At 46.2% G+C, this 14,592-nt stretch carries 6 protein-coding genes; all 6 read right to left on the minus strand.

Features of this window, described 5'->3' with window-relative positions:
- Window positions 1-18: 18 nt before the first annotated feature.
- The 6 genes from NBH14_RS00095 to NBH14_RS00120 all read right to left on the minus strand — a co-directional run bounded on the left by NBH14_RS00095 (window position 19) and on the right by NBH14_RS00120 (window position 14,446).
- Window positions 19-2,850 carry an NPCBM/NEW2 domain-containing protein gene (locus NBH14_RS00095; protein WP_186957836.1) on the minus strand — a complete coding sequence of 944 codons (2,832 nt, stop codon included), beginning with the start codon at window positions 2,848-2,850 and terminating at the stop codon, window positions 19-21.
- Between the two features lie 90 nt (window positions 2,851-2,940).
- The gene (locus NBH14_RS00100; protein ID WP_436277948.1) at window positions 2,941-5,673 is read right to left on the minus strand and encodes a GH92 family glycosyl hydrolase; all 2,733 of its coding nucleotides are present in this window, start codon (window positions 5,671-5,673) and stop codon (window positions 2,941-2,943) included.
- Between the two features lie 52 nt (window positions 5,674-5,725).
- Complete coding sequence (locus NBH14_RS00105) at window positions 5,726-8,077, minus strand: glycoside hydrolase family 95 protein (RefSeq protein WP_186957838.1); 2,352 nt, start codon at window positions 8,075-8,077, stop codon at window positions 5,726-5,728.
- 12 nt (window positions 8,078-8,089) lie between these two features.
- Window positions 8,090-10,048, minus strand: a complete 1,959-nt coding sequence (locus tag NBH14_RS00110) for a glycoside hydrolase family 97 protein (RefSeq protein ID WP_186957839.1) — start codon at window positions 10,046-10,048, stop codon at window positions 8,090-8,092.
- Between the two features lie 82 nt (window positions 10,049-10,130).
- Window positions 10,131-12,434: a carbohydrate-binding protein gene (locus tag NBH14_RS00115; protein WP_186957840.1), complete on the minus strand. Its 2,304-nt coding sequence runs from the start codon at window positions 12,432-12,434 to the stop codon at window positions 10,131-10,133.
- Window positions 12,435-12,559: 125 nt separating this feature from the next.
- Window positions 12,560-14,446, minus strand: a complete 1,887-nt coding sequence (locus tag NBH14_RS00120) for a right-handed parallel beta-helix repeat-containing protein (RefSeq protein WP_250817006.1) — start codon at window positions 14,444-14,446, stop codon at window positions 12,560-12,562.
- Window positions 14,447-14,592 lie beyond the last annotated feature (146 nt).

Here is a 14,592-nt window from a genome sequence, read left to right on the forward strand (position 1 = left end):
ATAAATAATGAACTATGCCTATTTTTCCACCACCAGCCAGGTATTGCCCCGTGCCGGGATCGTCACGGTGATATCTACTGTATAGTCGCGGTTCAGTTTATAAACGGCCGGAGCATTTTCTTGTTCCCGTATCCGGGCTGTTTCTGATAAACCAGTATAATACAACGGAAGTTTGACCGTACGGGTGATCGCCTTGTCGGTCGGGTTAAACAACAGGGCAAAGCCTTTCTCCTTGCCGTCCGGATCGACATGCATGAAACCGTCCCAGTCGCGTCCATCGGCACGGCGCAGATGGATCAGTTCGCTGTTCAGGATAGTCCGGTATTTCTTGTACCAGTCGATCACCTCTACTACGGCCGCTTTCGTTTCCGGTGTATCATACAGACGCGGACCACGGTAACAAGCCTGTACTCCTGCACCGTAATTCTGGATCATGTGCGCTTTATAATCAGGGATATGATCTTTCAAAGGTTCGAGCGTAGCGGCAGCCCCACCGCCATGATATTGGGTAAGCGGAACGAATGTCCAGCACATACCCGGCAGGCGTTCCCACAAGCCATCGTACATCACCTGGCGTCCCAGCACCAACTGCCGTTCGCGGGGAAGCGACCAGTTTACTTCACGGTAACCGATACCGACTTTCGTACCACCATTCAACATATAACCGAAATCGGGTATATTGGTATAAATGCCATTCTCACACATCCATTGATACAGGTTCACAATCTGCTGGCGTTGTTTCCACTGGGAGTCTTTCAAACCCTTATGATGGGCATGGCTGGTCGAAGCACAGACATTGCCCGGATACGAACCGTCGTTCTCAAAGACTGTCATTCCTGTCTTCTCGTAGAAAGAACGTATCTTGCGGAAATAATCGTATCCCCACTCACTGGAGAGGCAGGGAGAACTGCCGAAGATCATACCGCCGCGCTTTCCTGTTTCGGGATTGATCACGTCGACCTCATCGCTGATCCAACGGCTGGACAACAGGGAATAACCGCCCAGTTCGATGCCTTTGGAGTTGGCATATTCGGTGAACTCCTTGAATTTAGCTATATTCGCTTCACTCTCATCCTCCATATTCAGTCCCGAACCGAAGCTGAGGATCACCATCTCATAACCGGTTTCAGCACACTGGTCGATAGCCGTCTTCACCACCTTCGGATCGGAAGATACACAATGCAGGAAGATCGGGTTTTCAGTCGTCCACGGGGCGATCTTACGATACATCCGCTTCAGGAAAAGCCCTTTCCGGTCACGGTCATCGCTGTCGAAAGGCATCAGCCAGGTACGGAAGCTACTGAACTTAGCACCGTCGGGGATATCTTCGTCCGGCCCCATCGGCAGTTTTACCTCCAGCAGGCAAGGGGTAAGCAGCGGATAATTACACTGTGAAGTATAGCGGGGATCGGTATTCCAGAATTCCGTGCGGTCAGCCTCCCGTTCGGTAAAACCGAGAAACGCCCAGTCGCTCTCGACATGGATATTCGGTTTCAGGAACTGCTCCGGCCTTTTGGCTTCCACCGGTGATTCCGGTTCTGCCATCGCCAGTTGCTCCAGGGTAAATTCATCCAGTGTGATTCCCATACCACTCTTATTCTCGATCTCCATCCATTTACTGATACAGGGAATACCATCATAGAGGGCATAATTCAGTTTCACCTTCACACCTTTCAGGTAATCCGGTCCTTCCAGATAGAAAGAAAGTACCTTCCCTGTCGTTTCGCCCGGCTTCACCAGCGACCAGCGTTTGTTCGCCCAGTCGATACGGGGAGCCAGTTCAGTAATATCGAACCCGGTCACACGGAACGAATTCGGAAGGATCGTCAGGCTGTCGACCCATTTATATTGTGTATAGCCATACTCAAACTGCCCGTCGAGGCCGCCAAGCGTATACACTTTATCATCGATTTTCAGAACACCTTCGTTACTGACGGCACGCAGCATGCTTTCACCCGTCATCTGATTGACCAGGTCGACGGTCGCCAGGTTCGGATAGAGACGGAAGATACGGCTTACCAGGCCATTCGAAAGGACAATATCTTTGCCGTTATGCGTCTGATACACACCGGCCTTCACTCCTTTGGCATCGAGCATCCAGTCTGATTCCGGACGCGCCACCGGCAGGTCGATGGCAGGCAGAGCAGCGACCTTACTGCGCAACGCCCTTTCCACCTCAGCAGGCATTGTCTCGATAGCCCCTTTATAATCGGCATTCACCAGCGAAGGCTTAATCTCGTTATAAGAAAAAACAGGTTCGATCCAATCGGCATGGTCGCCGCTTACGCCGTCACCTCCATCTTCAACAACCAGTTCCAGTACATCGACCCCTGAAACATCGAGCGATACCTCACGGGCTTTCTCGCCTCCGCGGACCATGCCGCTGTTATACAACTCCTTCCCGTCACCCACCAGGCGAAAGACAACGCTTCCCTTATCAAAGGAGCCATCACCGGAACCTACCCCGACAAACTGCTTCTTTCCTCCGGTACCGTCGGTCCGGTAAAACAACATCGTCCCGTCTGTCATCGGTATCTTACTGAAATCATCTTTTTTATAATCCAGCGAACGGTCGTTCACACCCACCTTGCAGGTAAACAGCCCGGTATTCTTCCGCAGGCTCAGCTTGATCTTGCTGTTTGCCTGTACGCCTACCCCTTGTCCGAAATGCTCACCGCCCACCGTCAGTTTCTCACCGGTAACAGCTGCATTCTTCATCGGCGAACCATACTGCTGGTAGGCCAGGGATAAATCCATATCCGGCAGGGATATTTTATTCTGGGCACTGATAGCCCAGCTTGAAAAGAAAAATCCTCCCATAAGGAGAAATAAAGAGATCGTCTTTTTCATGTTAGTCAGAAGTTAGAATATATAAGTCCCCAAAGATACTTAAAATATCTCCGGAGACTGCATTAGTAATATACAACATCAAATCATCGCCTATTTTCCCCAGGCCTTATTCGGGGTATCCCCCATCCATAACTCCAACAAGCCTCCGTCCGAAAAGACTGCATGAGGTATCCGGAAAGAGTTGTACTCTTTTCCGTTAAGCCGTGCACGCTGGATATAACAATTGGCTGCCGAATTATTGTAAGTCTTTATTTTAAAGGTTTTCCCCTTATAATAATCAGTATCCAGCGAAATAGTCACCTCGTCGAACACCGGACTTGTTATATCGTATTGCGGATCACGGGAAGAACCGCCGTCCAAGGCAAACAACCCGATCGCCATCAATGAGCTCACGCCGCCCATCTGCCCCTGGTCCTCATCATGTCCGCCATATCCCCTGTCGGGAGTAACCGCCCCGTAAGCCTGTTCCTTCACACGGCGCACCCAGTATTGAGTCAGCCAGGGTTTCCCGGCATGCGAAAAGACATGTGCATTCGAACAACCCGGCTGGTTCGCATAACTGACATAACCACTGCCGTATCCATAGACAAAATCTGTTGACTCCGACTGCTTGAAAGCAAAATCCAACTTACTGCAAAGACTGTCATTTCCTCCCATCAACCTTGCCAACACAGGGATATCGTGCGAAAGTCCGAACGTCGCCTGCCAAGCGTTGGCCTCTACATATCCGTTACCGCTCAAAGGGTCAGTATGCAACCATTCACCGTTTGCCCTCTTCGGCAAGATCAGTCCCAGTTCTTTATTAAAAGAAGCAGGCCAGCCTGTAGCCCGTTTATGGAAATAGTTATAATCGCTTTTCTTTCCCATTTTAGCAGCCATTTCAGCCAAAGCCCAATCTTCAAACGCCCACTGGATGGTCAGACCGGCATTACCGGGACAATATCCGTTACGAACATAAAAATCTAACTCCTTATCCATTCCCAATGCCAGCATTCCTCCTTTGGAATGATTCCGTTTCATCGCCTTGAACGCTTTTTGCTGATCCCACTTCCTGGTAAGTCCTTTTTGGAAAGCACTCGTGATAAGAGAGGTAGCAGGACATCCGGACATGATATATGAATATCCACCGGCGCAAGGCCCGCGGGGAAGCAGATTCCCATTCACATCGTATTCCAGCAAAGAAGCCGCAAAATCATCCAATACCGAAGGATAAGCCAATCCCCAAAGCGTATTCAGGTTCCATTGTGTCAACCAAAACGCATCAGAGTTATACATGTGATGTTTCACCTTCCCTTCCCGGTCCTTAGCCAGTTGCCTTACATGGAAACGGATATTTTTCGTTTTAGAACCTTCCCGGGTACCATCCGTATAATCCGGATATTCACCGTTATAATCATCCAGTTTATGCCTTCCCAGTAAAGAATGCCACAAATCGGTATAGAACTTCATTTGTTGGTCATGGCTTCCTCCTTTCACATCGATCCGTCCCAACCATTCATTCCATTCCTGCTGTGACTCCTGCCGTACCCGATTAAAATCCCAGTGGCTGCAATCCTGCTCCAGATTCTCCCAGGCATTGTCCGTACTGACATAGGAGATAGCCACCTTCATCTGTACCTGTTCGCCCGGTTGTACCTGATAATTCGCTTTCACACCCGAAGTGGGAGCATCATGGTAACTCATTCCCTGGTTTCTCGGAGTGCTCTCTCCGGCACCCTGCAACTCGCTGATATCTTTGAACTGCTCCGATCCGACCCAGCCGTCCAGCGACCTGAAAGGAGTATCGAATGTAACGGCAAAATAAATCCTGACCACATCGGGACCGCCCCACAAGCGTCCGGTCGTATCGAAATAGCCTTCCACACCTTCATTTCCCTTTTTATAAACATGGGCATTGACCATTGTCGAAGTGCCGACATAACCACCCAGGTTCAGCAAGATATCAGCCGGATTTTCCTCCGTATACGTAAACCGGTAGAAGCTGACGCGATCGGTAGCTGTCTGCTCCACCCACATTTTATAAGTATCCAGAAACAACCTGTGATAACCCGGTTGTACAATCTCTCCCTGATGCAGGAAAGAAGATTTCCAGGACTGTTCTCCTCCCGTCGGGTCCACCTCGCCCGTCACCGGCATCACCGTCAACCCGGACAGCATCCAGCAATGGATCTGCGGGAACCCCAGCACTTCCGTCGAATTATAATTATACCCGCCTCCATACTGATTCTTGTTTCTTGTCAGAGGCGCCGCCCCTATCATCCCATAAGGTTGGTTCCCTGTGATAAAGAAAAAATACCGTCCGCGGGCAGTCTCGATATAAGGATTTACCCAGGATACATGATCCGTATAATCATCGGGAGAAGGAAACACCTCGATCTCCGAAAGCCCCACCTGCGTACCGGCGGCATCGGTCACCTCGAACCGTACCCACTCGACCTTCCGCGACTCAAACTCAATCTCTTTGGGAGTCCCGTCATTAGCCATTCCCCAGACATTGATCTTACTGCCGTCACTGAAATGCAATACGCCTCCGGCTACATGTGCCTCCATGGCCGGACGGTCATACAGAATAATTTTATTGATATTCACGGGGCGTTCCCAATCTAACTGTATCCAGGGATAATCGATCTGTCCCCAGAAAGTCTCCGTACTTTTAGATACCCATTCCCCTTTTCCCGGTACCCGTATCAGGCCATCGATCACCTTTGCCGCATCGTGACCGGCATCAATCGAAGAGGAAGCCGATGCTCGGGCCAGCGGGGCAATATTATAGGGAGTTGCCTGCACTATATTCCAAGGAAAACCTCCTAAAAGAAGGAGCATGCAAAGTTTCAAATATACTTTCATAAGATAAAAGACTTTTATCGGTTATTCTTTAATCTATTATTACATCTGTGCCATCCTGAACCCGTAAGTTTCTGACCTTATCACGATAACGGACTTTAACCTTTTGCGGTTTGTCGGAATATATCCGGGCAGAGATCAATTCGCCTTCCTTCCATTTCATATCGACCGTATAGCCACCCCGTGCACGCAATCCCCGTATCTCTCCCGTTTTCCAAAAGGAAGGTAACGCAGGAAGCAAATGAATTTCTCCATTATGGCTTTGCAACAACATTTCGGCAATACCTGCCGTACCTCCGAAATTACCGTCTATCTGGAAAGGAGGATGGATATTAAACAAATTGCTTTGGGTTGTTTTAGCCAGTAACATCTGTACATTGTTGCCTGCCTCTTCCCCATCTTGCAAACGGGCATAAAAATTAATCATCCAGGCACGGCTCCAACCGGTGTACGAACCTTGTCGGTTCGATTCATTCTCATTGTAGAAACGACGACGTTCAATGGTTTTACGGGCAGCTTCAAACAAATCCTTCTTGGTTGAGTTGATCGAAGTACCCGGATAAAGCCCAAAGAGATGAGAGATATGCCGGTGCCCCGGTTCGACCTCTTCATAATCTTCAATCCATTCCTGAATTGTCTGATAACGTTTGCTTATCCGTATAGGCGGTAATTTACGCAAGGTTTCAGACAACTTCTTATTATTCTTAGAGTCTGCACCAACAATCTTACCGGCATCCAGGCAAGCATGAAGCAACTCGTATATGATCTCAACATCCATCGTTGCACCATATGTCAGCATATACGTCTTACCATTCGGTAACTTATACCTGTTTTCCGGTGAATTGGAAGGAGCTGTCACCAGATACCCGTTTTTATCTTCCACCAAATAAGACATGATAAACTCGGCAGCTTCCATCATAGCTGGATACGCCTCGTTCTTCAAATACTCCTTATCGCCATTAAACAGGAAATGTTCCCATTGATGTAAGACCAACCAAGCACTCGCAATCGGGAAAGTACCCCATCCCACTCCATCGGCAATGGCTGTACGACCGAAAGGATCCGTCAGGTGATTCATCGTCCACCCTTTGGCATTGTAGGTTTTACTTGCTGTTACCCGACCTGGTACCCGGAGCGCATTGATGAAATTGGAAAAAGGCACTACCGTCTCCGACAAATTACAAACCTCAGCCGGCCAGTAGTTCATCTGGATATTGATATTCGTATGGAAGTCGGAACTCCAAGCCGCATACATATCTTCATTCCATAACCCTTGCAAATTAGCCGGAAGCACACCGGGAGCACGGGAAGAATTCATCAACAGATAACGCCCGTATTGGAAATAAAGCGTAATCAAGGAAAGATCGGTTTCTCCGTTTTTCACCCGTTCCAACCGACGGTCGGTGGGTAACATGGAAGACTCGCCCATATTGAACGTCACACGGTTGAACAGACTACTATGATCTGCCACATGCGCCTGCTTTACTTTCTCATACGAATCCTTACTCAGCCGGGCAAGAATTTGTTGGCACGTCTTCAACGGATCGATTTCCCTGTCGACATCCAACTTAGCAAAATTATAATCTGTAGCAGCTGTCAAATAAAAAACAACTTCGTCTGCCTTTTCTACATAAAACGCATTGTTCAACGCCATCAACTGCCCACCTTTATGAAACCCGGCAATCCGGCCAGCAAAACGCATGTGAGGACCGATCGCACCCATTTCCGCTTCCGGCAAATCTATGATCTGCCCCTTTATCTCCAACTCATTGGCCGATACCGGACAGGCTGTAGCATCCTGTTCCCTGCCATAATGCAACCGGAACGTCAGAGCGCCAGGCGTATCGGCCGACAAACGAATGACGACAACATCATTTTCAGCAGAGACGAACACTTCACGTTTATAAGTCACCTGATTTAACGTATAAGAGACAGAGGCAATGCCAGTCTCCAGATCCAGTTCCCGCCGGTAATCGGAAACAGCCGAATTAACGTTCCGGCCGGTCAATAAGTCTATATAAATATTTCCAAACGGCTGATAAGAACGAATACGCAAGGGATCGCTTTTCATGTATTTTTCCGATAACTCCACCGCCTTTCCGATCTCTCCATTTAGCAACAATTGTTGTATTTCAGGCAGTTTGTCGGCAGATGCCGCATTGGCATCGCTTTTGGCTCCGGCCCACAGACTTTCTTCATTCAACTGAATGGTTTCGCGTCGATAATCACCGTACACCATCGCTCCCAAACGGCCGTTCCCCACCGGAAGAGCCTCGTTCCAATCTTTTGCCGGCTTGTCATACCATAACCGGCAATCCTGTTGTTGCGCCGATAGCGCGATCGAAACTATACAACAAAGTGTGATAAATAGATTCCGTTTCATAAATATAATATTTTAATACCTGCTAATACGAGCCACGAAGCCACCGCCCGACATCAATTCTTCTTTAAGCCGCTGGCCGGAACGTACTTTACTTTTCTTCACCACAAGCTGTTTCCGGTTGCCGGGGGCATCCGTAGCTATTTCCATCTGATATTTCCCTTTCGGCAAGAAATCCAGCTTCGCATCAAACGTACGGGCATCCTCTCCGTTAAGGACGGTCAGATACCAAACATCCCCTTTTCTGCGTGCCAAAGCAGCCAACCTGCCGATCTCGCTTTCCGGCAATACAACCGTTTCATCCCAAATCACCGGTACACTTTCTATAAACGAGCGTCCGGGGCAGGACAACATTTCATCCACATCTGCCGCAAAGATCAACATCGGGGAGGTAAACATATAAATGGATGATAACTGGCATCCAAAGGTGACGGAGGGAGAGCATTGCGTAATGAAACTCATCGGCGTATAATCGGCAGCTCCTACCAACCAACGGGTAAAGGGCAATACCGTATTGTGATAAGGCCAAGCCGGTCCCGGAGCCCAGCTATCCTCTCCACCTACACATTCCAAACCTCTCACCGCCTCTTTCGCCAACAAGTTCGGATAGGTATAGGAGTCGCCGGTCGGTTTATTCACACCGTGGAAGATAACCATCAACTTTTCTTTGGCGGCATCTTTCAAAATATTCTCCATCAAATTCACCGTAAAGAGGTTTTCGGTATGGAAGAAGTCTATCTTCAACCCTTTCACCCCAACTTCCGCGCATTTCTTCATGAAATTGGTGCGTTCTTGCGGATCCACCAGACCAATGTCTGATTTATTTCCAGAGCGGGGAGACGAAGAACGCCATACCCAAATATCCACATTCTTGGCTTTGGCATAATCCACCAACTCTTTCAGTATTTCCCATTTAGTCCGTCCGTTTGCCTCTTTCTCTGTTTGTTGCCACAACTCCCAGCCATCGTCTACCACTACGGATTCAATACCCAGTTCAGCACATCCGTCTACAAACCGTTTTTGCGTAGCTACACTTAGTTTCTCACTACCCTGCACATACCACGTAAAGGTCGCCCTACCCGGTTTTATCCAATCTGTCTTTGCTCCATCCGGGAAAAGCGTTTTATTCGGCTGATCAGAAACCTGAGCAATGATCTGGTTATTTACCAAGCCATTCAAATCTTTTGACAACATAAGGATACGCCAAGGAGTTACAATTTCCTGACTTTCCGCTTTCGGGGAAACAATCCACGGGATATTACGCACTTCTTCATGCCAATATTTAGCAGGAGGAAGACCAGTAACTATTCCCGTTTCCACATGTCCCTTATTTTCCACATAACCAAACTGTACCTTGTTCGGAGCTGTACCCAACAGTACTGCACCATGATAATTGAACAGATTTGCTTCCGTGATCGCCGCATAAATTCCATTCGGTAAATGAAAAGTCGCAGGCGGAGCCAACAACTCGCCTTCTATACGGTCAGTCTCCCGTTCCTGGTATTGTTGCAACCAGCCGTATTGAAATGGACCGCTGGCATACCAAACTTTAGTCTGTGACGGGAAAATAAACGATGTTTCCTCTCCATAAATACATACAGGTCCATCTGCCGGAACGCGGTAACGCAGGGCAATCCCGTCAGGAAATATCCGGGCATCCAGATAAAAACGACTTCCGTCGGCTTGTTGTAATTGGTAGACAAGCGTATTATTTTCCTTTTTTTCCTTGTTAAGCAACTGAACGTCTTTCCCCAGCATACGGTGATCAACATTCAATCCTAAAGGAGCTTCCCGGATAACTGAATTTTCCTCATAAGAGACATCCAGTACCAATTGTTTATCGGTATTCGCCTCTATTTTCAACTTTACCGGGGTAGCACCGGTAACAGCGTCTACCGCCTCCCCTTTTACAATCTGACTTATACTCAATAAGAACAGGGCTATGGCTAAAAACTTCGTTATACGATTATTCATCTTAAGTTATATTAGGTTTCAAAACATTGAAATGGTAAAAATAGGAAACAAATCCAATAGGTACTTTTATAAAATACGGGTATTATTTTGCAAAATCCGGGATTAGCGAGATCGGTTTCGGCCACACCTTAAACTCCTGATGCCCGGCTTTCTTTATCTCTATCGGACCGGGATAAGGATTCGAGAGCTTACGTTTGTTTCCCAAGATGTCCGTATCCACTTTAATCGGACTATCATCAGGGTTCGTGAAACTCTGTTGAGGAATAATAGCCTTACCTAGCAATTCACCCGTTACAGCTTTTCTTTTCACATCTTTCGTCCAACTCTCCGGTACATCCATCAAAAGATACCAGCCATCTTCCCGCTCCTCCAACTTCGCTCCAGGATTGAATGTAGAGTCGACCAATGCCGTCTTATCAGCCTTTGCGGCACGAGCGCCTTGTGCAAACACATTCCCATCATACCAGACCGGCAAAGCCAACTCGCTTCTACCCCATTTACCCAAAGAAGCGGATTCACCTACAAACACGTTGTTGTACCAACGATGGTCTCCCCCTACATTACGCACCTTACCGACAGAAGTCGTCCCATGAGGCTCATAAAAATAAGTGTTCCTGATATCACTGCTAATACCGACATTCGAAGTAATCAAGTTATGCGCCATGGCTACCCCTTGCGACTTTAACCAAATCGAACTTTTCGACAACAAAATATTGTTGAAGATACTTAATGGGCCATGGCAAACCTCCAAGAACAGGTCGTCCGCCTTATTGTCATGGAACAGGTTACCATCCACCCTTGACCCCTGATTTCCCCAATCGAGCCACAATCCCCAATGAGCCACATTATATATATGATTCCTACGAATGGTCACATCGGTAGAGAAATGAAACTTGATTCCGGCATTCTCATACCCCCAAAAGTTCTCATTTTGACCAATCTCATGAATCTCATTTCCTTCAATAAGGCTGAAAGAGGCACCGCTACATCCCACAATTCCGGCTTGCCCGCAATTGTAAATATGATTGTTCTTTATCACATGAAAACCCGCTTCCTCTTTCGTCCAAGAAGCATTATCAAAAAAGTCTTTCAACTGTTCCACCGTCTGGCCTCCGTTCGGCATGGCGTAAACTTTCGGCGGCATCCGCAAATAATGATGCGCATGGCCGAAAGTCGGACGTCCCAAAGAAATTCCCGAACAACGGGAATTACGGATCAGATTATCTTCTATCACCCAACCTTTAGCCCAACGAGGTCCAATCAATCCAGGCTGTTCAGCCGAAGGCGGTGCCCAGTTGGTGGCTGCATTCTGAAGTATAAAACCGCGAACAGTGATATAATCCACTCCTACATGTTCAGGATAAAATACCTGTGGACGAGCCGTGATCTCCACACTACCGCCATTCGGATCGGTTCCGTCGGGGAACTGGGCATAAATGATCGTAGGAACGGTGGGATCCAACTTCGGCGCACGGGTCACCAGACGAATATTCTGCTTTCCTTTCAACTCGCGCTTCATGTTGATGGCAAAGGTCTTTTCTTTCAGCCAATCGCCGGTATTTGTGATCTCACACGTACCCAACAACTCCCCGCCAGGCTCATCCAAACGCATTTCTATCGTTGCTCTTTTCACCAACGTAGCAGCACTGACAAAGAACGTATTTGTACCCTTTTCACCAAAGTCCACATTTTCATAATGGATAACAGACCCTTCCTGCAGATAACCCAAATTGGCTCGGTCGCCTCCTAAAACAATCCCTTGGTCTCCCAATTCCACAGAAGCATCCATCGGAAGGATTTTCTTGTTATCCAACGCCCACACCTCTCCGATGTTCATCAGCACATTTCCTCCGTTTCCTCCGGATTCCACATACCAACGCGGTTCCCCCTCCAACGGCTTCATCACATCTTCCAGGGAAAAGATCTCACGGATAGGCTCATCACCCAAGAAAACCCAACCGGTATGGTTCAACTTGCCTTCGCCATAATACCAGCCCCCGTAAATTAGTTCATCAAACGGATTAGCACCTTGCCAAAAATCGTTGTCCACCACCAGCTTCCATGTGTTATTCGCCACTTTTACCCACCCTTTGGTTGGTTCTGAACCGGTGATCACCACCCTTTCACCTTCCGCAGCCTGATAAACGATAGGCTTATCCTTGGTTCCACTTCGTTGCGGACGAACCAACTCCCTATAAGTCCCTTCATGAACCGTGATCACATCACCGGGTACAGCTTCTTTGGCTGCTTTATTGATAGTCCTGTAAGGAGAGTTTGCAGAACCCAGATTTACATCATTTCCATTCACAGAAACATGAATATCCCTTGCCATCATAACACTGCATGACACAGCAAACAGCAATGTCAAGAAAGTTTTATTATTCATACGATTTTTATACATTTTAATCCAAAGCAAATATAAATTATCGTACTCCCTCAAGAAATAGCAAATAATTGTTTATTTGGTGGATTATTATTGTTTACTATTATTTACTTTAAATATTCAATCTACTACCACACCTTAATCCGTTGGACTCCTTGTTGTAATAATTCCATGGGGCCTACCTTAAGTGACTGCTTTGAACGAGTATTTCCCAAATAATCTTTATTCAATATAAAAGGAGTCTCATTTACATAGTCATACAAATAACCTGACAATTTAGTTATTCCCAGTCTGGCTGCATCAACAGGTTTAGCTACTAATGCATGAAAAAGATCATTATCTACCGAAAATAACAGAAAAACACCTTCTGTCGTCTCTTCCAGTCTGATTTTCGGATTATAGTTATCCTTGACAGCCCCCTGTTCTTTCCCAGTCATTGGTTTTGCTCCATTACAAAATATATTATCTTCTCCATAAATCGGCCATTTGGCATGATCGTACACAGATAGCCCATACCTGACATCAGTTCGTGTGCCACCAACAAACATATTATTATAAAAACGATGATCACCGTTCGTGATTATAAACATACCCTTTACTTCAGTAGAATGATTCAAATGATATGGAACATAACGCTCATCGTCATTCCGGCTAATAAATCCTGCAAAGAGATTATTAAGGTAGGCACCCCCATCCGAGGATTCTCTCACTGATTGATCGGACAAGAATAAATTATTATCAATTATATAAGGACCATGGTTCACTTCCAGAAATAAATCCAACTCTGTATTATCATAAAACAGATTAGATGAAACATGTGCACCCTGAGCCATCCAATCCAACCACATCCCTTTATCACAACCATGAATACGGTTATTATGAATATAAGTATCAATAGGCCCATGTAGTTTGATACCAGCCATTTCAAAGCCACTAAACTGACGTTTTGAATGAATATTATAGATATGATTCCCGTAGATTTCACAAAACGCACCTCCCATACTTCCGCAGATACCTGTTTGTTCACAATCAGATATCACATTATTACGAACAATATGTGAACCAACATTTTCACGATTCCATCCATGACGTAACGTATTAAAAATGACCTCCCGATAATGTTGTGTACCATCCAAACGTTTATCTGTCATTTCTAAATTATGTCCGGTACTACGTTCTTTCCCTAACGAAATACCATTACAACGTGAATTCTTTATCACATTATTTTCAATTATCCATCCTTTACACCAATGTGTTGCAATCATTCCAACCTGTTCCGCAGTCGGTGCTCCCCATTGCGTAGCTGCCTGACCTACGTGAAAACCACGGATAGTGATATAGTTCAATCCTTGCCGGGTTGGATAAAAGCAAGTAGGACGAGCCGCTATTTCAACGGTCTCTTTATTAGGATCGATATCTCCGAAATTAGCATAAATAGTCGTATTATCAGCATCCACCGTAGCAAACCATACACGTTGTGTGCCTTCAGGATCACGTACACTACGGATAGTATCAGGATTCAGCACTTTCTCCACACTAACTACCTCATATAATGAAACATCATTCAAATATACATCACCTGTATGATGAAGACGTCCATTATCAAAAAACCAGTCACCAAAAAGTTTATCTACATATGGGTTATACGAACCAAAGAAACTATTAGGCAATGTCACTTTCCAAACACCTTTACCTCTCTTCTCTTTTATCCAGTTCTTAATAAGCTCAGAACCTTTCAACTCTGCTTTTTCTCCTTCTGCGACTTGGTAAACAATACGTTTTTCATTATTTTCTCCCCCGTTCAACGGATTAACCCATTCCCGGTAAACTCCGTTATGTACTATCACCACATCACCAGGTAATGCTTTTTGTGCTGCGGCATTGATTGTTTTCAATGGAGTAGAAATATCCCCATCATTAACATCACTTCCCATCGGTGATACATGGTATTCTTTCGCGAATATCAAATTTCCACACAAAAAGGACAAGAAAATTATATTTAATACATTTTTCATATAAATTAAGTTTCCTCTTTATTAAAAGAGGCTTGTTAATAAGTACCTATAAATTATTAAGGAGATATTTCTGTTAGCATTTTATGAAATACAGGCATATTCAATCAATCGGAGAAAAATATTACTACTTTTCTCCGATTATATTA

It is taken from the genome of Parabacteroides caecihominis (assembly GCF_023656785.1).
Classification (GTDB): domain Bacteria; phylum Bacteroidota; class Bacteroidia; order Bacteroidales; family Tannerellaceae; genus Parabacteroides; species Parabacteroides segnis.